The sequence below is a fragment of the Paraburkholderia sp. D15 genome (assembly GCF_029910215.1).
Taxonomy (GTDB): Bacteria; Pseudomonadota; Gammaproteobacteria; order Burkholderiales; family Burkholderiaceae; genus Paraburkholderia.
In genome coordinates, this window is the sequence record NZ_CP110396.1 from 174,404 (window position 1) to 200,585 (window position 26,182).

Below are 26,182 nucleotides of genomic sequence, written 5' to 3' on the forward strand. Positions count from 1 at the left end.
AACCCAATCCCAACAACCCGGTCTCATAGGTGTTGCAATTTGTGTTTTTCATAGGCAATCTGTGCGCATTGAATCAACTCAATCCCACACATGTCCACACCCATCCCTTCCCATGCCCGCGTCGTCATCATCGGCGGCGGGATCATCGGCTGTTCGGTCGCCTATCATCTGACCAAACTGGGTTGGACCGATGTCGTGCTGCTCGAACAGGGCCAACTGTCGTGCGGCACCACCTGGCATGCGGCCGGGCTCGTCGGCCAGTTGCGCGCGCAGGAGAGCATGACGAAGCTGATCCGCTACTCCACCGCGCTGTACGCCGAACTCGAAGCCGACACCGGCCTCGCGACCGGCTGGAAACAATGCGGTTCGCTGTCGGTTGCCCGCACGGCCGAGCGCATGACCCAGTTAAAGCGCACCGCCGCCGTCGCGCGCGCGTACGGCGTGACCTGCGACGTGATCGGCCCGCGCGAAGCCGGCGACCTGTGGCCCGTCATGCGTACCGACGACCTGCTGGGCGCCGTCTGGCTGCCCGGCGACGGCAAGGCCAACCCCACGGATCTGACCCAGGCGCTCGCGCGCGGCGCCCGCCAGCGCGGCGCACGCATCGTCGAAAACACCCGCGTGACGGCGATCCATACCCGCACGCCGCAGCACGAGAAAGCCGCGCACGGCGCGCGCGAAGTCAGCGGCCTCGCGTGGCGCAACAAGGACGGCGACGAAGGCACGCTCGGCGCGGACATCGTCGTGAATTGCGCGGGGCAATGGGCCAAGGCGGTCGGCCGGCTGTGCGGCGTGACCGTGCCGCTGCATTCGGCCGAGCATTACTACATCGTCACCGAACGGATTGCCGGCGTGCATCCGGACCTGCCGGTCATGCGCGATCCGGACGGCTTCATCTACTTCAAGGAGGAAGTGGGCGGCCTCGTGATGGGCGGCTTCGAGCCGGACGCGAAACCGTGGGGCATGAACGGCATTCCCGAGAACTTCGAGTTCCAGTTGCTGCCCGACGATTGGGACCAGTTCGAAATCCTGATGGAAAACGCGCTGCAACGCGTGCCCGCGCTCGAGACCGCGCAGGTCCGGCAGTTCTACAACGGTCCCGAATCGTTCACGCCGGACAACAACTTCATGCTCGGCGAAGCGCCTGAATTGAGGGGGTTTTTCGTCGGCGCGGGCTTCAACTCGATGGGCATTGCGTCGGCGGGCGGCGCGGGCATGGCGCTCGCCGAATGGATCGTCGCGGGCGAGCCGACCATGGATCTCTGGCCGGTGGATATCCGCCGTTTCGCGCGCTTCAACGGCAACGACACCTGGCTGCACGACCGCGTGAAGGAAACGCTCGGCCTGCACTATGCGATGCCCTGGCCGAATCGCGAACTGGACAGCGCGCGGCCGTTCCGTCGTTCGCCGCTGTACGCGCTGCTGCGCGACGACGGTGCGTGCTTCGGCAGCAAGATGGGCTGGGAGCGCGCCAACTTTTTCGCACCGGCGCCTGCCGAAGCGAAGATCGACTACGCCTTCGGCCAGCAGAACTGGCTGCCGTGGAGCGGCGCCGAACACCGCGCCTGCCGCGAAGGCGTCGCGCTGTTCGACATGACCTCGTTCTCCAAATTGCTGCTGAAGGGCCGCGATACGTGCGAGGTCCTGCAAGGCCTCGTCGCGAACGATGTCGACGTGCCGCCCGGCACCACGGTCTACACCGGCATGCTGAACGAGCGCGGCGGCTACGAATCGGATTTCACGCTCACGCGCCTGAGCGACGATCAATACCTGCTCGTCACCGGCAGCGCACAGACCACGCGCGACTTCGACACGATCGAGAAAGCGATCCCGCACGACAAACACTGCACGCTGGTGGACGTCACCGGTCAGTACGCGGTGCTCGCCGTGATGGGGCCACACTCGCGCGCGTTGCTGCAGAGCGTATCGAAAGCCGACTGGAGCAACGAGGCATTCGCGTTCGGCCAGAGCCGCGAGGTCGATCTCGGCTATGCGACGGTACGGGCCACGCGCCTCACCTATGTCGGCGAACTCGGTTGGGAACTGTACGTGCCGGTCGAATTCGCGGTCGGCGTGTACGAGACGTTGCACGCGGCAGGCAAGGCGTTCGGTCTCGTCAACGCCGGTTACTACGCGATCGACTCGCTGCGGATCGAGAAAGGCTATCGCGCGTGGGGCCGCGAATTGTCGCCGGATACGAATCCGTTCGAAGCGGGCCTGTCGTTCGCGTGCAAGCTCGCTAAAGACATCCCGTTTCGCGGCCGCGACGCGCTGCTGAAGTTGCGCGAGCAACCGTTGCGCCGCCGCATGGTCGTGCTGACCGTCGACGATGCCCCACACCATATGCTGTGGGGTGGTGAAGCGATTCTGCGCGACGGCAAGCCGGTCGGTTTCGTGAGTTCGGCGGCGTTCGGGCACACGCTCGGCTGTCCGGTCGCGATGGGCTATGTGAATCATCCGGATCATCCAGGCACCGGCGCGGATACCGCGTATCTGACGGGCGGCGCATATGCGATCGACGTCGCCGGCGAACTGCTGCCGGCGACGCTGCATCTTAAAGCGCCGTACGATCCGCGCTCGGAGCGCGTCAAAGGCTGACGGGCCGGACCTGATGCGCGCGCTTCGATCAACGGCTCAACGTCCGCCGCGCGCCATGCTCGCGAACACGCCGTCGCGGCGGATCAGCCCATGAAACAGCGCCGCCGCGAGATGCAGCAGCACGGTCGCGAACAACGCGAAGGCGAGCCACGTGTGCAACGCGCGCAGCAAAGCGAACAGCGCGGCGTCGTGCGGCGCGATCGGCGGCAGATGCAACGGCAACGGATAACCCGCGGCCGACAGCATCGCCCAGCCGATCAACGGCATGGCCGCCATCAGCAGATACAGCACGAGGTGCGAGGCTTTGGCCGCGAAGCGCTGCGGCGCGGCCATGTCGTCGGGCAACGGCGGACCACCGCGTTTGATACGCACGCCGGCGCGCAGTATCACCAGCAATAGCAAGGCGATGCCGAGCGGCTTGTGAACCGCGAGCAGCACGTTGTGCGCGCGCGAAACGGTGGCCACCATGCCCACGCCGATGAACAGCATCGCGACGATCAAGGGCGCCATCAGCCAGTGCAGCAGACGCGCGAGCGGAGTGAAGTGGGTGCGCGTCGGCATCATGAATGGTCTCCTGCTTCGTTTTTTGTCTGGTTTTCCGCGTGGGTCGCGGCTTGATGCAGCGCGGGCTGCAATGCTTCTTCGCGCGTGCGGCGCTTGTACGACAGCGCATAGGCCGCCGAGCGCGCGGCGAGCAATGGATCGCCGGAGGGTTTGATGCCGGACGGCAGGATGGTCGGATCGAAGTTGACGTCGCGGCATGCACCGTCTTCCTGCGACGTCGCGTGTTCGAGCACCAGCGTGCCGGCGTCGATATGCTGCCGGTCATTGGGCCATTGAAGCGTCGCGTCGTCGGTGGGATCGCCCGGTTGCGCGACCGTCAGAATCAGATGCCAGCGCAACGGTCCGTTCTCGAGGCGCTGATTCAGATCGGCGGCGAGGAAATTCTTTTCGGCCTTCTGCGCGTCCGTGATCGGCGCGTACGGCGTCTCGGGCACCATCGCCCAGCGCACCGCGCGCACGTTGTCCTCGCGATCGCTGAACAGGAATGCGTTGATGCCGTAATACGCGGCGTTCGCCAGACTCGACGAAGGCGGATGCGCCTTCACCCACGCCTGAAACGGCTGGGTCTCCGGATTGGCGGCGTAAAACGCCTTGAGTTTCGCGGGATCGGGCTTGCCGGTCGACGGGTCGGGCATGGCCGCCTGCAGTTGCCGATAGAACTGCTCGGGCGTATGCACCGCGAACACCGGCGTCGAGTTCATCCCGGTGCGCCATTGCTCGCCGTTCGGCAACTGGAACAGCAAGGCCATGCTGCGCACCGGCACACTGGTATCGGGCGCGGACGGATTGCCGCCCGGAATCGCGAAACGTCCGCTCACGGGCGTACGGCCCGGCGCGAACACGGTTGCATGCGAGAGCGTCGCGCCGTCGCCGTTGCTGTCGAAGTAACCCTCCACGCAGAGCCCCTTCGCATGATTGCGCCGATAGCCCGGATGCGGCTGACCCGCTACCGTCTGGAACGTATCGATGATGCGCGAAGCGGACAGGCGCGCTGGCGTGAGCCAGCCGGCGGTGTAGGCAAAGCCGCCGGCCAGCGCCAGCACGACGGCGCCGATCGCGGCGAGCCGGCATGGCACGCAGACGGATCGTGACGGGGGAACGGGTGAGAGTGGCAAGACGCCTCCTGGTTGATCGGGTAGATGCGCGGATAGATGCACTGACCGGCTAACACAGGATTCGGCGATCTATTCCCGTCGTCTTCCGGCGCGCCCGTTCGATGTCCGCGCCGGAAGCCGTGGCCTCGCGCCCTACGCTTCAATTCGCGTTGCCCGATTCGACGCTGCCGCTCGCCACGCCGCCGGTATCGGTCGCACGCGAAGCCTGCGCGGCGAGCGCTTCCTTGTGCTGCTGCACCTGCTGCGCGAAGACGGGGCTGACATCGGGATACGACGCATCGGTCACGTAATTCAGGCCGTTTTGTTGTGCCTCGATCAATTCCTGGTAGACCTGAGCACGCGTCTTGGCTTGCGCAAACGCGCCCGACGAAGCGGTCATGACGGCGATGGACAGAACGGAAAGCGCTGCTGCAAAAGTGATCTTCTTCATGATGAACTCCTGAGAGTGTTGTGCGGGTTCGCATGAGGGAGAACCGCATGTCGCCGGCTTTTATTCCTGTTTTTTTCGCGTGAAAAAATATGCTTGAAAGCGGGAATAAAACGCGCTGTCGCTGTGTTCGCCTCCCCGACAGCCGAGCTTCGGCAACCCTTTGATATCGCGCCGACGCGCGCTCGATGCATCGCCCACACCATGACATCCACGCCCATGCCGCCCGATTCGCCGCTCTCCGAAGCCGACATCCAGGCCTACGCGGACGGTACGCTGACGCCGGAGCGCATCGCGTATCTGCGCGACTATCTCGGCAAGGACCCGGCGGAAGCGCGCCGCGTCGCGTTTTATGGCCGGCTCAACGCGCAGATCCAGGCCGCCTTTCAAACCACGGACGAGCCGTCGGCGGAACGCGGCGGCGCGTCGGCTTCAGGTGGCGCTTCAGATGGCGGACAGGAGCGAACGAAAGGCGTGAAAGAGACAAGCGGGACACGACGCGCCAGAAACACAAAAGGCGCCGGAAAAATGCCGCCACGCGGCCGTCTGCTGAACACGCTCGCCGCGTTGTTCCTGACGGCGGCGGCGGCCAGCGGCTGGATCGCCGCATCGCAGGTATCCGCGCAGGCGCTCAGCAACGCCGCGGTGATGCAACTCGCCGAAACCGCCGCGGCGCCGTTTCCTGCAGCCACGCCGACGCGCGCCGATCCCGATGCACCGGATCTGACGCACATCGGCCTGCGTCTGGTCGATCGCAAGGTGTTGCCGCTCGGCCCCCTGCAACGCGCCGACGAATACGTCTACCTGAACGGCGACAACCAGCCGGTCGTCCTGATCTCGACTCAGGCGTTGTTCGCGCCGGGGCAGCCGCAATGGGCGGCGCGCCGCGTCGGCGATCTGCGGCTGTTGAGCTGGACCACGCAGCAGCGTCGCTTCGTGGTGGCCGGCGATGCCCGCACCCACGGTCTGATGCGCGCCGCCGACGTCATGACGATGCATTAACCGCTCGACCCTCTCATAGCAGGCACGCCATGATCCACGCCGTCTCACCCGCTCGCTCGTACTTGATACGACACAGCGCAAGCCAACGGAATAAAATCCGCTCACGCGTGTTCGCCACTCGAAAGCAACCGGTGACGCGCCCGACGCTCACCGGCCCTCTGCCCCCACCCAGCCCCTTGAACGGGATCAAACATGGATGTCCGTGACGAGTTGATGGAGCACGTGCCGCGATTGCGACGCTACGCGCGGGCGCTGATCAACAATCGCGACCTCGCCGACGATCTGGTGCAGGACACGCTCGAACGCGCGCTCGGCCGCACCGGCATGTTCCAGCCGGGCACCGATCTGCGCGCGTGGCTATTTACGATCATGCACAACGTGTTCGCGAATCAGGCGCGCAAGGCGTCGTCGCGCGCCGTCCACGTGACGGTCGACGACGACAGCGTGAACGAAAGCGAATTCGCGGTCGCCTCCGACCAGACCCGCTCGCTCGAAATGCGCGACCTCGACTACGCGCTGCAACGCCTGCCGCTGGAGCAACGCGAAGTCGTGCTGCTGGTCGGCCTCGAGGAGATGAGCTACGCCGACGTGGCGCTCGCGCTGAACATTCCGCTCGGCACGGTGATGTCGCGGCTGTCGCGCGGCCGCGAGCGTCTTCGCGCGTTGATGGCGGGCACGCAGCCCGGTGCGAAATTAAAGGTGGTGCGATGAACGAGCAATCCCTGCCGATCGGCGAAGAAGACCTGCACGCCTACGTGGACGGCACGCTGTCCGACGAACGCCGTGCCGAGGTGGAGCGCGCGCTCGAACAGAGCCCCGAACTGGCCGCGCGCGTCAGCGACTATTTCTCGCTCAACAATCTGTTCCACGAACGCTACGACCGCGTATTGAGCGAGCCGGTGCCTAAACGTCTGCAAGCGCCCGCGCCGCGCCGCTCGCGCGTGGCCGCCAACTGGCCGCAGTTCGCGGGCATGGCGGCGGCGCTGGTGCTGGGGATCGGCATCGGCGTGGGCACGCACATGGGGCGCGACGTCGCGTTGCCCACGGGCGCGCTTCATGGCGAGACGTCGGGCGACACGCGTCCGGTGAGCGCGGACAGCAGCGAACTGTTCGCCCGCCAGGCAGCGGTCGCGCACGTGGTCTACATGCCCGCGGTGGACCGCCCGGCCGACATGAGCGCAGACCACGAACAGGACTTCGTGCAATGGCTGTCGAACCGGCTCGGCACCAACGTGCATCCGCCGATCCTGTCGAAGAGCGGCTTCAATCTGTCGGGTGGCCGGCTGCTGCCGGGCGCCGATGGACCGACCGCGCAGTTCATGTATCGCGGCCCGAACGGCGAACGCGTGACGCTGTGCATCTCGCGCCGCAAGGTGAACTCGAATACCACCGCGTTCAAGCTGTATCAGGACGGACCCGTCAACGTGTTCTACTGGGTCGATGGCGATTTCGGGTATGCGGTGTCGGGCGGGATCGACCGCAAGCAACTGCTGCAGTTGTCGCACGATGTGTATTCACAGCTGACGGGGGTCGCGCCGGGTTGAGGGGCGAATGGGCGCGCTGCGGCGCGGCTGCATTTCGCGTTATCCCGCCCATTGCGGCGCGCCGCGGTCTGTTATCTAGCTGCCTGCGCCGCGTCCCCGATCGAGCGACGCGGCTCGCAACGCGTCGCCGGGACGGGTGAAGAACTGCTGGCGCAACTGCGCGATCTGCGCATCGCGTTGCTGGGCCGGCAGATTCTGTTGTTCGATCTGCGCGCGCTGGCTCGCATAGTCGGCGTAACGGGCCTGCCATGCGTTGTCCGCCTGCTGCATCTGCACCGCGCGTTCCGCCGCTTCCGGACCGAGCGTCTGCGTGAGTTGCGCGCGCATCGCATCGAGCGAGCCGCCCTGTTTTTGCGCCTGCGCTTGTGCCTGATTCAGTGCATCGAGCGCCGCCTGCTGCTGACGGATGCGCTCGTGCGCGGCACGCACTTCAGGCGGCAAAGCCGCGTCGAGCGTCGCGAGCCGCGCCGCTTTCTGCGCATCGCTCAAGGTTGGATCGGAGGCAATGCGCAGACGCGCGAGATCGGTGTGTTGCTGCTGCGATTCCTCGCCGAAGAACGGCGCATTCCATTCGCCCATCAAGCGCGTGCCCAACGCGTCGCGCTGATCGAGTTCGAGTTGCAATCCGTCGAGATCGATCTTGCTGCCCGGCGCAGGCGTCGCTGATGCCGTTTGCGGCAGTTGCGCCAGCGCCTTCAGATAATCGTTGTAGCGCCGCCAGACATCGCGCGCTTCGTCCGCGGCCGGTGTGCCTTCCAGTTGCGCGTCGATCTGCCGGCGCACCAGCGTGTCGAGCGTCGTCGCCGGGATTTCGTTTTGCGTGGTCAGGAAGTAGTCGAAGAAATCGCGCACCGCCCGCGTGCGCGCGAGACGGCCATGACCGTCGGTCGGCAGGCGCGGCGGCGACGAACCGTCGAGCGAGGCCGGCAAACCGCTCGCCGCCAGGCTCGCATCCGGATCGGCCGCCGACGCATTCGCCGCCTGCGCGGCGCTCGTCGCGTGCCCCGCCTCGCCGGCGGCGACGCGCTGCGACGGCGGCGCGCGATTCACCCAGAACGCGACGCCGGCCGCCACCGCCGCGACCGTCACATACGCCAGCCACTGACTCCGTGCCCGGCCGCGCTGCCGTTCGACTCGCGGCATCCGCTCACACGCCTTGCGTCTTCAGGCGGTTCGCCTGAGTCCGGATCACCGCGACCGGGTCCGCCGCATTCGCGCCGCGCACGCCGAGCAACTGGTTGATCTCGTCGAGATGGTTCCACTTGTAGCTCGTGCCGAGCACCTTGCCGTACAGCGCGCTGCACACCGACACGAGGCCGTCGTTCTGCCCCGACTGACGGCTCAGCATCACGGCGCCGGTGCCGTACAGCACGAGCGTCGACGGATCGAGCACGTTGGCGGAATCGAGCGGCGCGACGCTGGTATCGGTCGCGCCCGGGATGCCGAGCACCGAGGTCGGCTGGATCGCGCTACCGGCCCACGAGTACAGCAGATGCGTGTTGCCGTTCACCGTTTCGGTCGCCGCGCCGGTCTGACACGAACCGGGTGCGCCGAGGCCCGCGCTCGGATAGCGCGTATTGAAGTCCGCCGCGTTTGCCGTAGTCAGCGTTTGTAGCGCGGCCACCGCGTCCTGATCCGTGTTGTGCGTGCTGCTCGTCAGGATGCCGAAGATATTCGCGAACGACGCGATGATCGGCGTGGACAATCCGGTCGGATCTTTCTGCAACGCGGCCACGACGAAGTCCGCGAACTCCGAGCCGCGATGCGGCGTGCCGATCGTCGTCACCGAGGCCACCAGTTCCGGCGCGACCGCCGCGACGTAGCGCGAGGTCAGCCCACCCTGACTGTGGCCGATCAGGTTCACCTTCGTCGCGCCGGTGGCCGCGAGGACCTGCTTCACGTACGCGAGCAGTTGTTCACCGCGCCCGTTCGGACCGTCGTCGCTCTGGAAGCCCGAGAGATTCGCCACGTACACGGTCGCGCCGTGCTGCTGAAGGTCGGACTGAATGCCGTACCAGTAGTCGAGCACGCCGAGGTATTTGTCGGTGCCCGAGAGACCGTGAACGAGAATGATCGGATAGCGCGTGGCCGCGTAATCATCGACGCTGGCGCTGGCCGTCGCGGCAACCGCGCGATTCGCATCCGATGGTGTGGCGAGGGTGAGCAGCAGCGCGAACGGCGCCTGAGTCAAGGCAGCGGCGAGTGCCCAGGCAACGAAGCGAGAACCTTTCGATTTCGACATGTACGGCCTCCGGTTGCGAAGTCCGCGTATTTAGCTATACAAATCGGGCGGCGGCAATAGAGCGGGAACTCCAAATCCCGCATGCTGCACTGCGTTTCGATGGCCTATCGCGCTGTTGCAATGCGGCGGGCATGGAGCGTGGGAAGCTCGACAATGCTGGCTGAATTCGCGCTTGACTTGATCAGTTCGCGCGGCGTGACGCCGAGCAGGCGACCCATCCAATGCGCCATGTGACTCTGATGCGCGAAGCCGGTGTCGAGCGCGATCTGACTCGCGCTGAGCTTGCCCTGCAGCAGCAATGCGCGCGCACGTTCGACGCGCCGCCGCACCACGTATTGATGCACCGGCATGCCGAGCGTTTCGCGGAACAGCACCTTGAAATGCGGCACGCTCAGATCGGCGAGCGCGGCGAGTTCGGTGAGCGTGAGGCGCTGATCGAGATGCGCCTCGATAAAGTCGATCACGCGCGCGGCGGTTTTCGGCGCGAGCGTGCGGCGTTTGTCGTCGAGCGAAGGGGCGCTGCCGATCAGACGCACCACCATCGCCGTGACCAGGCTTTCGGCGTAGAGCGGATCGGACGTGTCGTCCGCTTCGAGTTCCGCGCGCAATGCCCAGGCGAGGTGCTGGAAGCGCGGGTCGCGCATCTGGAACTGCGGACGGATCTGCGACTCGCTCGACTTCAACGCGAGTTGTTCGATCGTGCGTTGCGCGAAGGCCTCGCCGAACCACACGCTGAAAATCGTGCAGGCGTCGTCGTCGGTCCACTGGCCGTCCAGGCCCGCGGGAATCACGTCGGCGTCGCCATGCGACTGGATGCGCGACTGGCGTCGTTCGTTGCACACGCAACGAGCCCGTACCGGCGCACCCACATGCACGCCCACCCGATGCAGCTTGAACGCCGGCATGCGATGCAGCCCCGCCGACACGTTCACCAGCTCCGCGCCGAAGCCTTGCCAGCCCAGGCCCTTGCTGGAGCGCAACGCAATGCGGGAGCCGCTGTGCGGCTGCGGAATCGGGGTGACGGCATTCATCGCTTTCCTCGTGGACGGCGGTCGATATCGGCGTATTGTGCGGGGTTTTTCGCGGCGGCGCTCGACTCTACGGGATATCGCCGCGGATGCTGCGATGCCGCGGCGCAAACCGTCATCCGAATCTGCGCAACGCCATCCCAACCCGCGCGTTTTTACGCCGTCTGCTCTCTACGATGACGTCATGCCGATTCATCGAGGAGAGCGACATGTACGTGATATTTGGGGCGGCCGGACGCGTCGGCCATGCCAGCGCGGCGGCCTTGCGCGAAGCGGGCCAGGCGGTGCGCGCGGTGGTGCGCGAGGTGGTGCAGGATGGAAAGCCGGGCGAGTCGATCGCGCAGGTCGAACGGCTCGAACAGCTCGGGTGCGAGGTCGCGGTCGCGGATCTGCGCGACACCGCGTCGGTGGCGCGGGCGATCGAAGGCGCGTTCGCGGTGCAGATGCTGTGCCCGTTGCCGCGCACGCAGGGCGACCTCGGCGCCGAGATGCGCCAGATGATCGACGCGAGCGTCGCCGCGTTGCAGGCCAATCCGCCGCAGCGCGTGCTCGGCCTGTCCGACTACGGCGCCGAACACGCGAGCGGCACGGGCATCACGACGCTGTTCCACTACCTCGAAACGCAATTGCGCGGCGTCGACGCCCAGTTGATCTTTCTGCGCTCCGCCGAACACATGCACAACTGGGCGCGCATTTTGCCCGCGGTGCTGACGAGAGGCATGCTGCCGAGTCTGCATCTGCCGGCAAGCAAGCGTTTTCCGACGGTCGCGGCACAGGACGTCGGTCGTCTGGCCGCCGAGCTGCTGCTCGACGACCGGGCGCTGAACGTATCACCGCGTGTGGTGAGCATCGAAAGCGTGCAGCGCGTGAGCACGCTCGACGTCGCGCGCACGCTCGGCGAACTGGCGCAACGTGACGTGACCGCACGCGAGGTGCCGCGCGAAGGATGGGCCGCGACGCTCGAAAACGCCGGCCTCGGCGCTGCGCACGCGCAACTGATCATGGATCTGTACGACGCGCACAACGCGGGACGTATCGACGTCGAGGCGAACGTCAGCGAGCGGCATTTCGGGGCGACGACGCTCGCGCAGGCGTTGGCGGCAATCGTGCCGGTGCCCGCCCGTCAAACGGCTTGAGGAGGTCGCATGCACACTTGTCCGGTATGGCGCGTGGCGATGAAGTCGCGGCCTGTCATGAGTTATTGCGCGTCGCGGGACCGGGAGGGCGTCGTCAAAGGTAGGTGGCTCGCCCTCCTGGCTGGCCTGCTGGGCGTCGTGGGTTGGTTCGCGCTGCGGGATCTGCTGAACGCTATCCCCGATAGCAACGACGACTTCGGGCTGTTCTGATTCGTCGTCGTTGGGCGTTGCGGGATGTGACGCGTGGAATTGACGGATTGACGGATTGACGCTGTCAACGCCAAATCCTGTACAATTTGCCTAACTTGCCCATTTTGCCTAAAGGAGGACGCACCATGGTCAACCTGAAGCAAACGCGCCCAACGAGAGCCGCATTGGCGAAGGCGATTGAAAGCAGGGTCGAGCGTATGGACATGGCCGGCCTGCTGGAACTTGCCGTCACACTGAACATTCCCATTCCACGATCGGACACGGCCATTCGTGCTCGCGAGCGGGCGCCCTTTACCCCATTGACGCAACCGTCCGTGCCAAAAGACAAAGTGCTGCAAGGCAGCGGCATCGGTCCAATCGTGTCGGCGGCGGAAGGCGCGCAGATGCTCGATATGGTCACGGTCGATAATGCGGCCGCGGACTGGATCGAGAGCGATCTCGTGGGCGCCGGGCAACTGGTCCACCAGCTTCACATTTCACGCGGGACACTCGATAACTGGCGAAAGGCAAACAAGATCGTCGCCTTGCGCAAAGGCCTTCGCAACTTCGTTTATCCACTTCGGCAGTTCGAGCGGCGTAGGCCCGTCGAAGGTCTCGACGCGATCGCGCCGCTATTCGTTTCGCCGGAAGAAGCGTGGGAGTGGCTGGTTACCCCCAATCGCATGACTGATGGCAAGCCGCCAATCGACAAGCTGCACGATGGTGACGTAACGCTGGTATTAAGCGCGGCGGAGGGCGCGTTCGATTACACGTGAAAATAGCTTTATCTAAATTGCGGGAACGGGTCTTGAAGGCTCGCATTGCCGGCTGGCCGCGCATCATGCCCAATCAACATCGTTCGACGCCGACGAGTGCGGGCCATGGCTCGAGCCGCTTCTCGAGTCCTTCGCGAACGTTCCGTGTTCTCTACGCCGCCGATAATTTTCCGACTGCCTTCGCGGAAACCGTCGTTCGCGACCGCTTCGAAGGCAAGGCCAGGCGCTTTCTCTACCGTCCGCATCTGGAACAATTGTGCGTGACGTCGATCAGTTCGAACCGCAAACTGGCGTTGCTCGATCTACGAGGCGCAGCCGCGTACGAAACTGGAATTGATACCGACGCCAATCGCGCCCGTGGCCATGGCTCCGGGCAAGCACTGTCGGAAGCGGTGCACGCGAACATGGCCGATGTCGACGGCATCCTCTTTAATTCGCGTCTAACCACTGGCGACTGCATGGCGATCTACGACCGAGCGTTTCCGGCCCTCTCGGCCACGCCGCCGGTTGCGCTGATCCAGGCGAAGGTATTGTCAGCCGAGCTCGATCGCCTTGGCATCACGGTTCGCCGGAAGCGCGGCTATGAAGCGTCGTGACACGCCCAATACAAATTTGAATTGAACGCCGCGCGGCTGCGTGACACCGCAACCGCGCTTGAGTCTACGACCACTCGCCGCCCAAACGAACGCTATTCGTTTTCATCGAAGTAATGCCCAAACTTCGTCTGCTTCGTGCGGATATAGCGCTCGTTTTCCTCGCGCATCGGAATCGCCAGCGCCACGCGTTCGCACACCGGAATACCGTGCTTCGACAGCGTGTCGAACTTCTCCGGATTGTTGCTCATCAGACGCACCGACGTGACCTTCAGCGTACGCAGAATGCCGGCCGCCGAATCGTATTCGCGTGAATCGTCCGGCAGGCCGAGGTCGAGATTCGCCTCGACCGTGTCGCGCCCCTGTTCCTGCAGCGCATACGCGCGAATCTTGTTCGACAGGCCGATGCCGCGCCCTTCATGGCCGCGCAGATACAGCAGCACGCCGCAGCCTTCCGCCGCGATGTAGCGTAGCGCGAGATCGAGTTGTTCGCCGCAATCGCAGCGATAGGAGCCGAGCACGTCGCCGGTCAGACATTCGGAATGCAGGCGCGTCAGCACGGAGGATTTATTGGCGACGTCGCCCATCACGAGCGCGAGATGTTCGGCACCGCTTTCGCATACGCGAAACACGTAGGAGGTGAACGTGCCGTAGCGCGTGGGAAGCGTGGCGGTGGCGTCGAGAATGACGCATTCGCCGTCGAGGGCGCCGTCTGCCGCGGGCGACGGATCGTGAGACGTGAGCATGGCGTTGTACAAGGGTGCTGACATGAACCCGAGCGAATCGGGGATGAGGTACGGAGTGCGAGTTTACCGCTAATCGGCGTACCGCACCGGATGCCCATACGTATCATGCGGATGCGCCGCGCCGTCAGTGCTCGCCGTGAATGGAACGCTTGAACCGCCCCAGGTATTCCCGAAGTACCCCAGCGCCGCGCCCCGCCTATACTGGAATGGCCTGTCCCTCACGACAGCACGCCACGCCGGCATGCTGCACTGCGAAACGGAGCCGCTCCATGACAAGCGTTGCACAGCTTCTTAAAACTAAACCGGACAACACCACCGTCTTCACGATCGGGGCCGACGATTCCGTCTACGACGCGATCAAGCTGATGGCCGAAAAAGGCATCGGCGCGCTGGTCGTCACCGACGGCGACAGCATCGCCGGAATCGTCACGGAGCGCGACTACGCGCGCAAGGTGGTGCTGATGGACCGCTCGTCGAAGGCGACGCCGGTACGCGACATCATGAGCAAGGCGGTGCGCTTCGTGCGCCCCGACCAGACCACCGACGACTGCATGGCGCTGATGACCGAGCGGCGCATGCGGCACCTGCCGGTGATCGAGAACGAGCGTCTCGTCGGAATGGTGTCGATCGGCGACCTGGTGAAGAACATCATCGCCGAGCAGCAGTTCACTATCCAGCAGCTCGAGTCCTACATACACGGGGAGCGGCCTTGATCTAGCCGCTGCTCGCGTAGTCGATCTCCCCTGCTGTTGCCTGTAGCCGTCCGCTGTCACGTGACGTAAATCGACGCTGGCACATTACGTACGCGAAGCGGACGCAAAAAAAGCCCAATCCTTCAGTAGGTTGGGCGAAGCTACCTTGCGGCAGCGGAGGTTCTGCAAAACTGGGACCGCCGATTTATCGTTGCGGGTGGGAGCGCGTGCGGTCCACGCGCTCCCACCTCGAAGTTCCTGCATCAAACATCCTGCATCCATCGAACAACCGGTGACGATCAACCGGTCACTTACCGGATCAATTGCCGCAGTACACCGACTTCGGGCCCGACATCGGCTGCACCACGCCGCCAGCCTGGGACGAACCGCTCATCGCGCCACCGTAACCGCTGGTGTCGGCAACCGGTTCCTGGGTTTGCGCGATTGCCGGGTTCTGCGCGTCCACACGGCGCTCAGCCGCCTGGACGTTGCCCGGATAGGCGGCGTCGCTGCTGTCGGCCGGGTTATAGCCGGCGTGTTCCATCTGGATCAACTGGTCGCGAACTTCGGCGCGCGTCACGGGTTGCTGGCTCGACTGGGCGAACGACGCGACCGGGGCGGCGAGAACGGCTGCAATGGCGACTGCCTTGATGAGCGATTTCATGATGACTACCTCCAGACTTGGTTTTATTTGCTTCGCTTGCCACACCATGTGAGAAGCGAGTGATTTCAGTCTAGTCACCTGCCGGTCTCGGGAAAACCCGTAATTCAGAGATAGATAATTGTTGTAATCGCAAGAATGCGTGGTGAATTGCCGGGATGAAGGCTTATTGAGTTAGCCTTACCGTAATAATTGTCGGGATCGTAACGCAATGTGTCTGACGTTTCGAAACTACCGATCGCTTGGTCGATCCACACGCCGCCGAGCGCCGCTTTTGCGCGCGGCTATTCCTGCGTGCGGTCGGGAGCGGCCATGTCGGCGGCCGGCACGATCAGCAACTTCCGCGGTCCGCTAACGAACGCGCTGCCGGGCTCGAAAAACCGCAGCGGCCGCTCCATCTCACGCGACAGCCCGATTCGCGTCGTCACGCCAACCGGCACCTCGCCACGTTCGATAACGCCGATCCACAGATCGCGTCCAGCGCATAGATCGTGTCCGTTGAAGGACTGTCCGATGCCGAGTGCCGTCGTCAGCCGTCCGGGGCCGCGGGCGAGATCGCGCAGCGGCACGCCGGGGCGGCGCGCTTCCACCAGCGCCAGGCCCTCGAGCGGTTCGATCGCGCGAAACAGGATCCCGGCGCCGGTCTCCTCCCGTTCCGCCGACATGTTGAGCATGTAGGACAGTCCGTACGTCAGCCGCACATACGCGTAACCCGGCGCGCGAAACATCGGCTCGTTATACGGACGCCGGCCGATGAACGCGTGACTGGTCGAATCGCCGACCGGATACGCCTCGGTCTCGACGATCCGTCCGCTGATGCGCCCTTCGGGCAGGTCGTGCACGAGGTATTTGCCGATCATGAAGCGCGCGAGTTCGACGGTATCGAACGGCAAGTCGTCACGAAACAAGGGCAGGATGGGCAGCGGTGGTTGACTCATTGGCAGGCTCGGTCCTATCAGTCGCTGATCAGTCTCCGATCGGTCTTTTGTCCGTTCAGATCAGCCGGTTCGCGATGGTTCGTTGTACGGGCACCTCACTTCGTGGCCGCGTCGCGATCACCATGGCACTAATTGGAGTATCGTGTGTTTCCGGTCGCCGGCCCAGCTTTCAAGGCTCGCAGGCAGGCGCCGTCCACAGCCGTCATGCAGTTCCCGCAACCTTCGCACGACCCGCGGCATCGTTCCACGCAGCACCGTTCCATCCGGTTTCCATCCCGCTGTATCCGCAGGTGCAGTACGCGTCCTCATCCGGGGACGATCGTGTCCACAACGACAGGAGAAAGTTGAATGAAAGCATTTCCGGCAATCAAGATGATCGGCGGCGCGCTGGTGGTCCTGGCGTCGCTCAACGCCTACGCGCAAAGCAGCGACGCGACCGCGATGGCGCCCGCCACCGCCTCGGCCGCTACCGGCAAGCAGGCCAAGACCGCGAACCGCGCGTTGGGCCGCAAGGTCCGTAGCGCCCTGTCGAAGACGAAGGGCTTGAGCGTCGCCAACATCACGGTGCGCGCGCGCGGCGGTGCGGTCACGCTGGCCGGCTCGGTGCCCGAGCAGGAGCAGATCGATCTGGCGACGCAAACGGCGCAAGGCGTCGCGGGCGTGACGTCGGTCAAGAACGCGCTGACGATCCGCGCGATCGGTCAGTAAGGCAGGCAGCGCGCAAAATGCGCGCTACCGGAAACGGGCGCCGGTGTGTTTTCACACGCACCGGCGCCCGTTTTTTAGTCCGCTTTTAGTCCGCTTTTCAGGCCTGTCTTTCCGATGCGCCCGTCATCACGCGGATTTTTGGCAATTATCTTTTATAATTTAAAGCGTTAGCGCACATTGTTGACATGATGCATTAGCAATCGCGCTCGCTCCGACGTCCACACCATGCATCGCGGCGGCGCCGGTCAACGCCCGTCGCCGCTCCCATCAAACCCGCATCGACAAGGAAGTCCCGCATGACCACGCCCGCGACCGCTCTGCCCCGCTGGACCCTTGCCGCGCCGTTCGTCGCGTGGATCGTGCTCGGCCTCGCCTATGCGCTGCCCGGCAACGGGCTGCTGCTTGCGCTGGTCGGCGTGGCGCTGTGCGCGGCCGTGTTCACGGCGGTCCATCACGCGGAAGTGGTCGCGCATCGGGTCGGCGAGCCGTTCGGCACGCTGGTGCTGGCAGTGGCGGTCACCGTGATCGAGGTCGCGCTGATCGTCTCGGTGATGCTCACCTCCGGCCCCGAAAAAGCCGGCCTCGCGCGCGACACGGTGTTCGCGGCGGTCATGATCGTGTGCAACGGGATCGTCGGCATCTGTCTGCTGGTGGGCGGCATCCGCCATCGCGAGCAGGATTTTCAGAGCCGTGGGGCGTCGGCGGCGCTGGCCGTGCTGGCGTCGCTCTCCGTGCTGACGCTCGTCATGCCGAACTACACGACCACCAGCGTCGGGCCGATCCTGTCGTCGTCGCAACTGGCGTTCGCGGGCGTGTCGTCGCTGGTGCTGTACGGCGTGTTCGTATTCGTGCAGACCGTGCGCCATCGCGACTATTTCCTCGCCGACGTGCCCGACGAAGACGTTCACGCGGCGCCGCCGACCGTCGGCGTTGCGCTCGCGGCGGGCGGGCTGCTGCTGGTGTGCCTCGTCGCCGTCGTGCTGCTCGCGAAGGTGCTGTCGCCGATCGTCGAAACCGCCGTGCAGAATGCCGGCGCGCCGGCGGCCGTGGTCGGCATCGTGATCGCGGCGCTGGTGCTGTTGCCCGAGGGGCTCGCAGCCGTGCGCGCGGCGCGCGCCGACCGTTTGCAGAACAGCCTGAACCTCGCGCTCGGTTCGGCGCTGGCAAGTATCGGCCTGACGATTCCGACGGTGGCCGCGGTGTTTCTGTGGAACGGTCAACCGCTGATGCTGGGGATCGACGGCAAGGAAACCGTGCTGCTGATTCTCACGCTACTGGTGGGGACGCTCACGCTCAGCAGCGGACGCACGACAATTCTGCAGGGCGCCGTGCATCTGTCGCTGTTCGCGGCGTATCTGTTCCTGTCGTTTGCGCCTTGAGGGCGGCGCGGTGGCGGAGCTGCGGCGCGGTGGCAGGGCGGTAGCCGCAGCGCGTCGAACCACCCGCTACTCTTCCCAATGCGCGGCAATCCAGTCGCGAAACAGATTCAGCTTCGGCTGATGCGCGACCGAATCCGGATACACGAAGTAATAACGCCAGCCGGTCTTGAGCACCGTATCGAACGGACGCACGAGACGCCGCGCGGCGACGTCGTCCTCGATCAGCGCGAGGTCGCTGATCGCGACGCCGAAGCCCTGCAAGGCCGCGTTGGTCGCCATGTCGAGCGTGTCGAAGCTCGGGCCGAGTTCGGGGTCGACCGTCGCGCCGTTTTCCACCTCAATGTCGGGGTCGGCATGAGATTGCGCGCCGTGTTCCGCCGCCTTCGCCAGCCACATCTTCCAGTCCCGATGATCGCGGGTGGGATGCAGCAGCGTGTGGCGCGCGAGATCCGCGACCCGCGCGAGCGGCTTGCCGTTCAGCAGATCCGGCGCGCACACCGGCGTCAAACGTTCCTCGAATAGCGGCACTGCCTGCACGCCCGCGCCCGGCGACGAACCGTAGATGATCGCCGCGTCGAACGGTTCGCTCTGGAAATCGATGTCGTGCTGCCACGTGGTCGTGATCTGCACATGCAGCTCCGGATACTCGGCCTGGAAGCGCATGATCTTCGGCAGCATCCAGCGCATCACGCAGGTCGGCACCTTCAGCGCGAGATCGGTGCGCTGCCGCGTGAGCCGCGATGAAATCTCCTCGATGCGCGCGAAGCTCTCCTTCACGACCGGCAGCAGCATCTCGCCTTCGGCGGTGAGCGTGAGGCCCTTCGCATGCCGCTTGAACAGCGGAAATTTGTAATAGTCCTCGAGCGCGATGATCTGCCGGCTGACCGCGCCTTGCGTCAGGCACAGGTGATCGGCGGCACGGGTGAAGCTGCGATGGCGCGCCACGGTTTCGAAAATCTGCAGCGCGTTGAGCGGCGGAAGACGGCGCATCGGGTTCGGTCCGGAATCAGAAAAAGTCATTGCGCGGACCAGACGGCGTACGCCGCGCCGGCCCTCTCGCAAGCCGACAGCATAGCGTTTCACAAATCGCCGCGCGACCAATCCGGCGCCGCCCGCGCCACGCGCGCATGAGCTTACGTCATGCGCGCCATGCGCAGATTTCGATTGGCGCGGGATTTTGGCAAACCTAGAGTGCAAGCACCGGCCACCAGAACAACGCCATTCAGACCCGACCTATCCGCCAGAGGAATGACCATGCCCCACTCAGTTCAAGCCGCCTCGTCTCACACACGTCACATGCGTCACTCGCGTCACTCGCGTCACACGCGCCGCGCGTTCGCCACGCTCGCCGCCGTGCTCGCGTTCACCGGCGTCGGCGCGCTGTGTGCGTTGCCCTCGGCCGCGCATGCCGATGCGCTCGATACCATCGCCAGGACCGGCACCGTGCGCATCGGCGTGTTCGAGGACTACCCGCCGTTCGGTTCGATCGGTCCGGATATGAAGCCGCAGGGCTACGACATCGACGTCGCCAATCTGATCGGCAAGGCGCTCAACGCGAAGGTCGAACTCGTGCAGGTGACGGGCGACAACCGCATGGCCTATCTCGCCGACCACAAGGCTGACATGCTGCTTTCAGTCGGCCAGACGCCCGAGCGCGAAAAGGTGATCGATTTCTCGCAGCCGTACGCGCCGTACTACCTCGCGGTTTTCGGTCCGAAGTCGCTGCCGGTGAAGAACGCCGCCGACCTCGCCGGCAAATCGATCTCGGTCGCGCGCGGCACGCTGGAAGACCTGAGCGTGACGAAGATCGCGCCGCCCAGCGCGAACATCAAAAGATTCGACGATCCCAACGGCGCAATATCGGCGTTTCTTTCTGGTCAGGTACAGTTGATGGTGGTCGGCAACGACGTCGGCGCGACGATTCTCGCGCGGCATCCGGCCAACGATCCGGAGCAGAAATTCTCGCTGTTCAGCTCGCCGGATCACGTCGGCCTGAACAAGAACGAGCCGCGTCTGAAGCAGAAAGTCGACGACGTGATCGCCCGCGCCCGCAAGGACGGCACCATGAACGCGATTTCGCAGAAGTGGCTGCGTGCGCCGTTGCCGGCGGACCTCTAACACACGCAACACCGACCTGATCGACGGACTCACGATGAGCGCCACGCCATGACCTATGCGTTCGATTTCAGCGGCTTCGGCCTCTACGCGGGCCTGCTCGCGCGCGGCGCGGCCGTCACGCTCGGGCTCACCGCCGTGTCCACGGCGCTCGGCGGGGCGATCGGCATCGGCGGGGCGAGCATCGCGGCGGCGGGGCCGAAATGGGCGCGCTGGCTCGTCGCGAGTTACGTCGAGCTGATCCGCAATACGCCGTTCATCGTGCAGTTGTTCTTCGTGTTCTTCGGCTTGCCGAGCCTCGGCATTCACATCGACGAAATCCAGGCGGCGATTCTGGCGATGAGCGTCAATCTCGGCGCGTACGCGATCGAGATCGTGCGCGCCGGCATCGATTCGATTCCGCGCGGTCAGGTGCAGGCAGCGCAGGCGCTCGGTCTGCACGGACGCCAGGTGTTCCGCTTCGTCGTGCTGCCGCAGGCGGTCGCCAATGTTTTTCCCGCGCTGCTCGGCCAGGTGCTGATCGTGATGCTTGGCTCGGCGGTGGTGTCGCAGATCTCCGTGCCCGATCTCACCTACGCGGCCAACTTCATCCAGTCGCGCAACTTCCGCTCGTTCGAGAGCTACGTGATCATCACCGTCACGTATCTGGTGCTGTCGATCGTGTTGCGGCAACTGCTCAATCGTTTTGGGCGCGGTCTGTTCGCGGGCCGGGCCGCGCGCGGTAACGACAATAGCAGCAGCAACAGCAGCGGCACCGCGCCGCGCAACTGGCGCAGCCGCCTGATGTGGCGCGGCGCCCGCACCCTGCCGACGGAGCGCTGATCATGGTCGAATTCACGCTGTGGGACATCGCCCGCAATCTGCTGCTCGCCGCGCGCTGGACGGTGCTGCTGTCGTTGATCGCGTTCGTCGGCGGCGGGATCGTCGGCTTGATCCTGCTCGCGATGCGCGTGTCGCCGATCGCGTGGTTGCGGCGCATCGTCATCGTGTACGTCGAGGTATTTCAGGGCACGCCGTTGCTGATGCAACTGTTTCTCGCGTTCTTCGGTTTGCCGTTACTGGGCGTCGACGTATCGCCCTGGGTCGCGGCCACGGTCACGCTGACGCTCTACACGAGCGCGTATCTGGCCGACATCTGGCGCGGTTGCGTCGAAGCGGTGCCGCGCGGTCAATGGGCCGCGGGCGCGAGTCTCGGCATGACCTTCGGCCAGCAATTGCGCTATATCGTGTGGCCGCAGGCGTTGAAAATCGCGGTCGCGCCGACGGTCGGCTTTCTCGTGCAGGTCGTGAAAAGCACCGCGCTCGCGTCGATCATCGGCTTCACCGAATTGACCAAGACCGGCACGATGATCACCAACGCCGCGTTCCGTCCGTTCCCGATCTACGGCATGGTCGCGATGATTTACTTCGCGATGTGTTTTCCGTTGACGTGGTATGCGCGCGTGCTGGAGAAGAGGCAGAAGGTGGGACAGCATCGCTAGGCCGATTGAGCGCAACAAGGTCTCCAGCAGATAAGAAACGGCAACCGCACAGCGAACGCGGTTGCCGTTTTCGTTTCCCGGATCGACGCTATCTCGCCGCCTGCGTCGACTTGCGCAGCTTCGCGACCTCCGCCGCGCTCACCGACGGCGCGCCGTTATTCCACCCGGCCCGCACGAAGCTCAGCACGTCGGCGATCTGCTGATCGCTGAGCACCGGCGCGTACTTCGGCATCGGATACGGTGCGGGAATGCCGCCGATCACCAGGTCCTCCGTGCCGTTCAGCGTCACGTTGATCAACGACGACGGGTCCGTCTCCAGCACGTTCGGATTGCCCGCGAGCGGCGCCAGCATCGGCGCGAAACCGCGCCCGTCGACGCCGTGGCAATGCATGCAATACGCGGTGTACACGCGTGCGCCGGCATCGTTGGCGGGACGGTTCAGCGATACTTTCGTCGTTTGCGGATCGTACGCGTACGGCGGCGCGCCGCTCCCGCCGGCGGCAGGCAGCGACTTCAGATACGTCGTCATCGCGGCGATGTCGGTATCGCTCATGCCCTGCGTGCTGTTGTTGATCACGCTCGTCATCGAACCGAACGCGGACGCGTGCCGGTTGGCGCCCGTCTTCAGGAACGCCTGCAGATCCTGATCGTTCCAGCGGCCCAGGCCGACGTTGTGCTCGCCGGTCAGATTCGCCGCGAACCAGCCGTCGAGCAGACCGCCGGTGAGAAACGCGCTGCCGCTTTCGTCGAGGGCTTTCTCCTGGAACGCGATGCCGCGCGGCGTATGGCACGATCCGCAGTGCCCGAGCCCCTGAATCAGATACGCGCCGCGATTCCACGCGACGTCCTTGCCCGGCTTGTCGCGATAGACACCCTTCTCCAGGAACACCATGTTCCAGAACTTCAGCGGCCAGCGCATGTTCAGCGGCCACGGAATGTCCGGCTCGCGATTGGCCTGCTGCACCGGCGCGACGCCGCTCATGAAGTACGCGTACAGCGCCCTCATGTCGTCGTCGGCCACCTTCGCATACGACGGATACGGCATCGCCGGATACAGGTTGTGGCCGTCTTTCGCGACGCCTTCGCGCATCGCCCGCGCAAAGTCTTCCTCGGTGTAGGTGCCGATGCCGGTCTGCGCGTCGGGCGTGATGTTGGTGGTGTAGATGCGACCCATCGGCGTGGTCATCGGCAGGCCGCCCGCGAACGGCTTGCCCTTCGGGGCCGTATGACAGGCGGTGCAGTCGCCGGCTTTCGCGAGATAGGCGCCGCGCTGGATCAGCGCCGTATCGGTGGATTGCGCGGTGGATTGCACGTTGGCGCCCGTTCCGGTTTGCGCCGCCGCCTGTCCGGATAGTTGCGCGTACAACGGCAACGCGATGCACAACGCCGCGCCGACGCCCTTCAGTGTGTTCTTCATGATCGGGCTCCGGTTAGGCGGTACGCAGCTGGCTGCCGACCGGCAATTGCCGCAGCCGCGTGCCCGTGGCCGCATAAATCGCGTTGGTCAGCGCGGGCGCGAGCGCGGCCGTGCCGGGTTCGCCGATGCCGCCGGGCGCCTCGCCGCTCTTCACGATATGCACCTCGATCGGTGGCGACTGATCGATGCGCAGCATCCGGTAGTCGGTGAAATTGTTCTGTTCGACGCGGCCGTTCTTGATGGTGATCTCGCTGTACAGCGCCGCCGTGATACCGAACACGATGCCGCCCTGCACCTGCGCCTCGATCGTGTTCGGATTCACCACCATGCCGCAATCGACCGCGCAGACCACGCGCTTGACCGCGACGTCGCCCTGCTCCACCGCGACCTCCACCACGATCGCGAAGAAGCTGCCGAACGCATGCATGACCGACACGCCGCGCCCTTGCCCCTTCGGCAGCGCACCGCCCCAGCCCGCCGCCTGGGTCGCGACGTTGAGCACGTTCAGCGCGCGCGGCGTCTTGCCAAGCAGATCCTGGCGGTATTTGACCGGATCGATCTTCGCCTGCGCCGCGAGTTCGTCGATGAAGCTTTCCACCACGAACGTGCCGCGCGTCGGACCCACGCCGCGCCAGAACGCGGTGGGCACGGTGCGCGGTTCCTGGCGCACATAGTCGATCAACTGATTCGGCAGGTCGTACGGCAGATCGGCGGCCACTTCCACCGCGTCCGGGTCGATGCCGTTCTTGAACGCAGGCGGCGCGAACCGCGCGATCACCGACGACCCGACGATCCGGTGCTGCCACGCGACCGGCTTGCCGTTCGCATCGAGACCCGCCGAAATCTTGTCGTAGTAGTACGGCCGGTACATGTCGTGCTGGATGTCTTCCTCGCGCGTCCACGTGACCTTGACCGGCGTCGACAGTTGTCTGGCCACTTTGACCGCCTGGGTGACCATGTCGAACTCCAGCCGCCGGCCGAAGCCACCGCCGATCAGATGGTTGTGCACGACGATGCTGTCGGCCGGCAATCCGGTGACCGCGACCGCGGCATCCACCACACGGGTCGGCACCTGCGAGCCGAGCCAGATGTCGCAACCGTCGGGCCGCACGTGCACCGTGCAGTTGACCGGCTCCATGGTGGCGTGCGCGAGGAACGGCTGCTGATAGACCGCGTCGACGCGCGTCTTCGCGTTGGCGAACGCGTTGCCGACGTCGCCGTCCTTGCGCGCCACCGCGCCGTTGCGCTGCGCCGCCGAGGTGAGATCGGCGACGATCTGCTGCATCGACAGCGAACTGCCCGTGCCTTCGTTCCACTGGATGACGAGCGCCTGCACGCCGCGCTTCGCGGCCCATGTGTGGTCGCCGATCACGGCAACCGCGTTGTCGATCTTCACCACCTGGCGCACGCCGGGAATCTTCTTCGCGTTGCTGTCGTCGACGCTCGCGAGCGTGCCGCCGAACACCGGGCAATTGGCGATCGCCGCGTAGACCATGTCGGGCACGCGCACGTCGAGACCGAACATCGCGGTGCCGTCCACTTTCTCCGGCGAATCGAGCCGCTTCTGCGGCGTGCCGATCAGCTTGAAATCCTTCGGCTGTTTCAACGGGACGTTCTGCGGCGCGGGCAGTTTAGCGGCGGACTCCACCAGCTGACCGTAACCGATGCTGCGTTTGCTGGCCTCGTGAATCACCTGCCCGTTCGCCGCATGACAGCTCGCCGGATCGACCTGCCATTGCTGCGCGGCGGCAGTCGTCAGCAGCACGCGTGCGCTCGCGCCCGCGCGGCGCATCGGCTCCCACGCATAGCGGATCGACGTCGAGCCGCCGGTCAGCTGACCGCCGAGCAATGGGTCCATGAAGAGCTTTTCGTTCGGCGGCGCGTGATCGACCGTGACCGAATCGAGCGGCACTTCGAGTTCTTCCGCGATCAGCATCGGAATCGACGTATAGACGCCCTGGCCCATCTCGACCTTGGGGATCACCAGCGTGACCTTGCCGGTCGTGTCGATCTGGACGAACGCGTTCGGCGCGAATACGCCGCTTTGCGGGGTTTCGATCCCGTCGCCGCCCACCACCGAGGCGCCCGCCTTCCGGTCCTGGCTGGCGGCCGGCAGACTGAAGCCGAGCAGCAGGCCGCCGCCGGCCGCCGCGCCGACGGTCACGCCGAATTTCAGAAAGGCGCGCCGCGATACGCGTGCCGCTCCCGCCTTCGGCAACGGCGCGCCGTTGCCTGCATCGAGCAGTCCCTGGGACATGTCAGGCTCCCTTCGCGGCTTGCTTGATCGCCGCGCGGATGCGGTTGTATGTCCCGCAGCGGCAGATGTTGCCGGCCATCGCGGCGTCGATGTCGGCGTCGGTGGGATTGGGGTTGCTCGCGAGCAGCGAGGCCGCCGACATCACCTGCCCGGACTGGCAGTAGCCGCACTGCACCACGTCGAGCTGCCGCCACGCCTGCTGCACTTTCTGCCCGGCAGGCGTCGTGCCCACCGCTTCGATCGTGGTGATCTTGCGCTCGCCGACCGCGGCGGCCGGCAGCACGCAGGAGCGCACCGCGACGCCGTCGAGATGCACGGTGCAGGCGCCGCATTGCGCGATGCCGCAACCGAACTTGGTGCCCGTCAAGCCGACGAGATCGCGCAGCACCCACAACAGGGGCATGTCGGGCGGGGCATCGACGGTATGCGACTGGCCGTTGATATTCAGGGTTGTCATGAGCGGCTCCGGGTGGGGTTTGTTGTCGATGAAGCTGTTTAGACAGAGACGTCGAACCAAATCACTGAGACCGGCCGCCTTTATTCGATCAGCCAAACTAATACGCGTGGCGGCTCA

At 65.1% G+C, this 26,182-nt stretch carries 27 protein-coding genes; 14 read left to right on the forward strand and 13 right to left on the reverse strand.

Going from position 1 to position 26,182, the window contains the following annotated elements; translation table 11 throughout:
- The first annotated feature begins 90 nt into the window (after positions 1-90).
- Positions 91-2,598 (forward strand): FAD-dependent oxidoreductase, encoded by a 2,508-nt coding sequence (locus LFL96_RS20325; RefSeq protein ID WP_281002506.1) that lies wholly within the window; start codon positions 91-93, stop codon positions 2,596-2,598.
- A 36-nt stretch (positions 2,599-2,634) separates the two neighbouring features.
- Here the strand turns inward: LFL96_RS20325 and LFL96_RS20330 are convergent, their stop codons facing one another.
- From LFL96_RS20330 to LFL96_RS20340, 3 genes are all read right to left on the reverse strand, one after another.
- A complete protein-coding gene (locus LFL96_RS20330) occupies positions 2,635-3,162 on the reverse strand; it encodes a cytochrome b (RefSeq protein WP_281002507.1) in 528 nt (175 codons plus the stop codon).
- Positions 3,159-4,277 carry a catalase family peroxidase gene (locus tag LFL96_RS20335; protein WP_281002508.1) on the reverse strand — a complete coding sequence of 373 codons (1,119 nt, stop codon included), beginning with the start codon at positions 4,275-4,277 and terminating at the stop codon, positions 3,159-3,161. Before LFL96_RS20335 ends, LFL96_RS20330 begins: the two co-directional genes overlap by 4 nt.
- 139 nt (positions 4,278-4,416) lie before the next feature.
- Complete coding sequence (locus LFL96_RS20340; RefSeq protein ID WP_281002509.1) at positions 4,417-4,707, reverse strand: DUF4148 domain-containing protein; 291 nt, start codon at positions 4,705-4,707, stop codon at positions 4,417-4,419.
- A 201-nt stretch (positions 4,708-4,908) separates the two neighbouring features.
- Here LFL96_RS20340 and LFL96_RS20345 point away from each other — a divergent pair, with 201 nt between their 5' ends.
- From LFL96_RS20345 to LFL96_RS20355, 3 genes are all read left to right on the forward strand, one after another.
- Positions 4,909-5,706 (forward strand): transcriptional regulator, encoded by a 798-nt coding sequence (locus tag LFL96_RS20345; protein WP_281002510.1) that lies wholly within the window; start codon positions 4,909-4,911, stop codon positions 5,704-5,706.
- Positions 5,707-5,898: 192 nt separating this feature from the next.
- Positions 5,899-6,417, forward strand: a complete 519-nt coding sequence (locus tag LFL96_RS20350) for a sigma-70 family RNA polymerase sigma factor (RefSeq protein WP_281002511.1) — start codon at positions 5,899-5,901, stop codon at positions 6,415-6,417.
- Positions 6,414-7,250, forward strand: a complete 837-nt coding sequence (locus LFL96_RS20355; RefSeq protein WP_281002512.1) for an anti-sigma factor — start codon at positions 6,414-6,416, stop codon at positions 7,248-7,250. Before LFL96_RS20350 ends, LFL96_RS20355 begins: the two co-directional genes overlap by 4 nt.
- 75 nt (positions 7,251-7,325) lie before the next feature.
- Here the strand turns inward: LFL96_RS20355 and LFL96_RS20360 are convergent, their stop codons facing one another.
- The 3 genes from LFL96_RS20360 to LFL96_RS20370 form a co-directional block, all read right to left on the reverse strand.
- Positions 7,326-8,393 carry a lipase secretion chaperone gene (locus LFL96_RS20360; RefSeq protein WP_281002513.1) on the reverse strand — a complete coding sequence of 356 codons (1,068 nt, stop codon included), beginning with the start codon at positions 8,391-8,393 and terminating at the stop codon, positions 7,326-7,328.
- Between the two features lie 4 nt (positions 8,394-8,397).
- On the reverse strand, positions 8,398-9,492 hold the full coding sequence (locus tag LFL96_RS20365) for a triacylglycerol lipase (protein WP_281002514.1): 1,095 nt from the start codon (positions 9,490-9,492) through the stop codon (positions 8,398-8,400).
- A 104-nt stretch (positions 9,493-9,596) separates the two neighbouring features.
- Positions 9,597-10,523 carry an AraC family transcriptional regulator gene (locus LFL96_RS20370; RefSeq protein WP_281002515.1) on the reverse strand — a complete coding sequence of 309 codons (927 nt, stop codon included), beginning with the start codon at positions 10,521-10,523 and terminating at the stop codon, positions 9,597-9,599.
- 206 nt (positions 10,524-10,729) lie between these two features.
- Here LFL96_RS20370 and LFL96_RS20375 point away from each other — a divergent pair, with 206 nt between their 5' ends.
- From LFL96_RS20375 to LFL96_RS20390, 4 genes are all read left to right on the forward strand, one after another.
- Positions 10,730-11,656 carry an NmrA family NAD(P)-binding protein gene (locus LFL96_RS20375; RefSeq protein WP_281002516.1) on the forward strand — a complete coding sequence of 309 codons (927 nt, stop codon included), beginning with the start codon at positions 10,730-10,732 and terminating at the stop codon, positions 11,654-11,656.
- Positions 11,657-11,665: 9 nt separating this feature from the next.
- Positions 11,666-11,866: a hypothetical protein gene (locus LFL96_RS20380; protein ID WP_281002517.1), complete on the forward strand. Its 201-nt coding sequence runs from the start codon at positions 11,666-11,668 to the stop codon at positions 11,864-11,866.
- A 125-nt stretch (positions 11,867-11,991) separates the two neighbouring features.
- Positions 11,992-12,621, forward strand: a complete 630-nt coding sequence (locus tag LFL96_RS20385) for a hypothetical protein (RefSeq protein WP_281002518.1) — start codon at positions 11,992-11,994, stop codon at positions 12,619-12,621.
- Positions 12,622-12,686: 65 nt separating this feature from the next.
- The gene (locus LFL96_RS20390; RefSeq protein ID WP_281002519.1) at positions 12,687-13,217 is read left to right on the forward strand and encodes an RES family NAD+ phosphorylase; all 531 of its coding nucleotides are present in this window, start codon (positions 12,687-12,689) and stop codon (positions 13,215-13,217) included.
- A 92-nt stretch (positions 13,218-13,309) separates the two neighbouring features.
- On the opposite strand, the gene ribA is transcribed toward LFL96_RS20390, so the two are convergent.
- A complete protein-coding gene (ribA, locus tag LFL96_RS20395) occupies positions 13,310-13,960 on the reverse strand; it encodes a GTP cyclohydrolase II (protein WP_281003815.1) in 651 nt (216 codons plus the stop codon).
- Positions 13,961-14,229: 269 nt separating this feature from the next.
- On the opposite strand from ribA, the gene LFL96_RS20400 reads away from it, so the two are divergent.
- Entirely contained in the window at positions 14,230-14,673 is a 444-nt protein-coding gene (locus LFL96_RS20400; protein ID WP_281002520.1) for a CBS domain-containing protein, read from the forward strand.
- 298 nt (positions 14,674-14,971) lie between these two features.
- Here LFL96_RS20400 and LFL96_RS20405 read toward each other — a convergent pair whose 3' ends face one another.
- Together LFL96_RS20405 and LFL96_RS20410 are read right to left on the reverse strand one after the other, a co-directional pair.
- Positions 14,972-15,316: a DUF4148 domain-containing protein gene (locus LFL96_RS20405; protein ID WP_281002521.1), complete on the reverse strand. Its 345-nt coding sequence runs from the start codon at positions 15,314-15,316 to the stop codon at positions 14,972-14,974.
- Positions 15,317-15,597: 281 nt separating this feature from the next.
- Positions 15,598-16,251, reverse strand: a complete 654-nt coding sequence (locus tag LFL96_RS20410) for a DNA-3-methyladenine glycosylase (RefSeq protein ID WP_281002522.1) — start codon at positions 16,249-16,251, stop codon at positions 15,598-15,600.
- A gap of 348 nt (positions 16,252-16,599) precedes the next feature.
- On the opposite strand from LFL96_RS20410, the gene LFL96_RS20415 reads away from it, so the two are divergent.
- Together LFL96_RS20415 and LFL96_RS20420 are read left to right on the forward strand one after the other, a co-directional pair.
- Positions 16,600-16,959: a BON domain-containing protein gene (locus LFL96_RS20415; RefSeq protein WP_281002523.1), complete on the forward strand. Its 360-nt coding sequence runs from the start codon at positions 16,600-16,602 to the stop codon at positions 16,957-16,959.
- A 296-nt stretch (positions 16,960-17,255) separates the two neighbouring features.
- On the forward strand, positions 17,256-18,338 hold the full coding sequence (locus LFL96_RS20420; RefSeq protein ID WP_281002524.1) for an ionic transporter y4hA: 1,083 nt from the start codon (positions 17,256-17,258) through the stop codon (positions 18,336-18,338).
- A gap of 66 nt (positions 18,339-18,404) precedes the next feature.
- Here LFL96_RS20420 and LFL96_RS20425 read toward each other — a convergent pair whose 3' ends face one another.
- Positions 18,405-19,328 carry a LysR substrate-binding domain-containing protein gene (locus tag LFL96_RS20425; RefSeq protein WP_281002525.1) on the reverse strand — a complete coding sequence of 308 codons (924 nt, stop codon included), beginning with the start codon at positions 19,326-19,328 and terminating at the stop codon, positions 18,405-18,407.
- Positions 19,329-19,634: 306 nt separating this feature from the next.
- Between LFL96_RS20425 and LFL96_RS20430 the strand changes: the two genes are divergently transcribed.
- From LFL96_RS20430 to LFL96_RS20440, 3 genes are read left to right on the forward strand one after another with little or no spacing between them, the layout of a single operon-like run.
- Positions 19,635-20,456 (forward strand): transporter substrate-binding domain-containing protein, encoded by an 822-nt coding sequence (locus LFL96_RS20430; protein ID WP_281003816.1) that lies wholly within the window; start codon positions 19,635-19,637, stop codon positions 20,454-20,456.
- A gap of 48 nt (positions 20,457-20,504) precedes the next feature.
- On the forward strand, positions 20,505-21,275 hold the full coding sequence (locus LFL96_RS20435; protein ID WP_281002526.1) for an amino acid ABC transporter permease: 771 nt from the start codon (positions 20,505-20,507) through the stop codon (positions 21,273-21,275).
- A gap of 2 nt (positions 21,276-21,277) precedes the next feature.
- Positions 21,278-21,934 carry an amino acid ABC transporter permease gene (locus LFL96_RS20440; RefSeq protein ID WP_281002527.1) on the forward strand — a complete coding sequence of 219 codons (657 nt, stop codon included), beginning with the start codon at positions 21,278-21,280 and terminating at the stop codon, positions 21,932-21,934.
- 88 nt (positions 21,935-22,022) lie between these two features.
- Here the strand turns inward: LFL96_RS20440 and LFL96_RS20445 are convergent, their stop codons facing one another.
- From LFL96_RS20445 to LFL96_RS20455, 3 genes are read right to left on the reverse strand one after another with little or no spacing between them, the layout of a single operon-like run.
- Positions 22,023-23,351: a cytochrome c gene (locus LFL96_RS20445; protein ID WP_281002528.1), complete on the reverse strand. Its 1,329-nt coding sequence runs from the start codon at positions 23,349-23,351 to the stop codon at positions 22,023-22,025.
- Between the two features lie 13 nt (positions 23,352-23,364).
- Complete coding sequence (locus tag LFL96_RS20450; protein ID WP_281002529.1) at positions 23,365-25,608, reverse strand: xanthine dehydrogenase family protein molybdopterin-binding subunit; 2,244 nt, start codon at positions 25,606-25,608, stop codon at positions 23,365-23,367.
- A gap of 1 nt (position 25,609) precedes the next feature.
- Positions 25,610-26,065: a (2Fe-2S)-binding protein gene (locus LFL96_RS20455; protein ID WP_281002530.1), complete on the reverse strand. Its 456-nt coding sequence runs from the start codon at positions 26,063-26,065 to the stop codon at positions 25,610-25,612.
- Positions 26,066-26,182 lie beyond the last annotated feature (117 nt).

What these genes read in the sequence shown, in the direction of transcription:
- LFL96_RS20325 (WP_281002506.1), top strand. Translation starts at nt 91, where the DNA reads ATGTCCACACCCATCCCTTCCCATGCCCGCGTCGTCATCATCGGCGGC.
- LFL96_RS20330 (WP_281002507.1), bottom strand. Translation starts at nt 3,162, where the DNA reads ATGATGCCGACGCGCACCCACTTCACTCCGCTCGCGCGTCTGCTGCAC.
- LFL96_RS20340 (WP_281002509.1), bottom strand. Translation starts at nt 4,707, where the DNA reads ATGAAGAAGATCACTTTTGCAGCAGCGCTTTCCGTTCTGTCCATCGCC.
- LFL96_RS20345 (WP_281002510.1), top strand. Translation starts at nt 4,909, where the DNA reads ATGACATCCACGCCCATGCCGCCCGATTCGCCGCTCTCCGAAGCCGAC.
- LFL96_RS20350 (WP_281002511.1), top strand. Translation starts at nt 5,899, where the DNA reads ATGGATGTCCGTGACGAGTTGATGGAGCACGTGCCGCGATTGCGACGC.
- LFL96_RS20355 (WP_281002512.1), top strand. Translation starts at nt 6,414, where the DNA reads ATGAACGAGCAATCCCTGCCGATCGGCGAAGAAGACCTGCACGCCTAC.
- LFL96_RS20360 (WP_281002513.1), bottom strand. Translation starts at nt 8,393, where the DNA reads ATGCCGCGAGTCGAACGGCAGCGCGGCCGGGCACGGAGTCAGTGGCTG.
- LFL96_RS20365 (WP_281002514.1), bottom strand. Translation starts at nt 9,492, where the DNA reads ATGTCGAAATCGAAAGGTTCTCGCTTCGTTGCCTGGGCACTCGCCGCT.
- LFL96_RS20370 (WP_281002515.1), bottom strand. Translation starts at nt 10,523, where the DNA reads ATGAATGCCGTCACCCCGATTCCGCAGCCGCACAGCGGCTCCCGCATT.
- LFL96_RS20375 (WP_281002516.1), top strand. Translation starts at nt 10,730, where the DNA reads ATGTACGTGATATTTGGGGCGGCCGGACGCGTCGGCCATGCCAGCGCG.
- LFL96_RS20380 (WP_281002517.1), top strand. Translation starts at nt 11,666, where the DNA reads ATGCACACTTGTCCGGTATGGCGCGTGGCGATGAAGTCGCGGCCTGTC.
- LFL96_RS20385 (WP_281002518.1), top strand. Translation starts at nt 11,992, where the DNA reads ATGGTCAACCTGAAGCAAACGCGCCCAACGAGAGCCGCATTGGCGAAG.
- LFL96_RS20390 (WP_281002519.1), top strand. Translation starts at nt 12,687, where the DNA reads ATGCCCAATCAACATCGTTCGACGCCGACGAGTGCGGGCCATGGCTCG.
- ribA (WP_281003815.1), bottom strand. Translation starts at nt 13,960, where the DNA reads ATGCTCACGTCTCACGATCCGTCGCCCGCGGCAGACGGCGCCCTCGAC.
- LFL96_RS20400 (WP_281002520.1), top strand. Translation starts at nt 14,230, where the DNA reads ATGACAAGCGTTGCACAGCTTCTTAAAACTAAACCGGACAACACCACC.
- LFL96_RS20405 (WP_281002521.1), bottom strand. Translation starts at nt 15,316, where the DNA reads ATGAAATCGCTCATCAAGGCAGTCGCCATTGCAGCCGTTCTCGCCGCC.
- LFL96_RS20410 (WP_281002522.1), bottom strand. Translation starts at nt 16,251, where the DNA reads ATGAGTCAACCACCGCTGCCCATCCTGCCCTTGTTTCGTGACGACTTG.
- LFL96_RS20415 (WP_281002523.1), top strand. Translation starts at nt 16,600, where the DNA reads ATGAAAGCATTTCCGGCAATCAAGATGATCGGCGGCGCGCTGGTGGTC.
- LFL96_RS20420 (WP_281002524.1), top strand. Translation starts at nt 17,256, where the DNA reads ATGACCACGCCCGCGACCGCTCTGCCCCGCTGGACCCTTGCCGCGCCG.
- LFL96_RS20425 (WP_281002525.1), bottom strand. Translation starts at nt 19,328, where the DNA reads ATGCGCCGTCTTCCGCCGCTCAACGCGCTGCAGATTTTCGAAACCGTG.
- LFL96_RS20430 (WP_281003816.1), top strand. Translation starts at nt 19,635, where the DNA reads ATGCGTCACTCGCGTCACTCGCGTCACACGCGCCGCGCGTTCGCCACG.
- LFL96_RS20435 (WP_281002526.1), top strand. Translation starts at nt 20,505, where the DNA reads ATGACCTATGCGTTCGATTTCAGCGGCTTCGGCCTCTACGCGGGCCTG.
- LFL96_RS20440 (WP_281002527.1), top strand. Translation starts at nt 21,278, where the DNA reads ATGGTCGAATTCACGCTGTGGGACATCGCCCGCAATCTGCTGCTCGCC.
- LFL96_RS20445 (WP_281002528.1), bottom strand. Translation starts at nt 23,351, where the DNA reads ATGAAGAACACACTGAAGGGCGTCGGCGCGGCGTTGTGCATCGCGTTG.
- LFL96_RS20450 (WP_281002529.1), bottom strand. Translation starts at nt 25,608, where the DNA reads ATGTCCCAGGGACTGCTCGATGCAGGCAACGGCGCGCCGTTGCCGAAG.
- LFL96_RS20455 (WP_281002530.1), bottom strand. Translation starts at nt 26,065, where the DNA reads ATGACAACCCTGAATATCAACGGCCAGTCGCATACCGTCGATGCCCCG.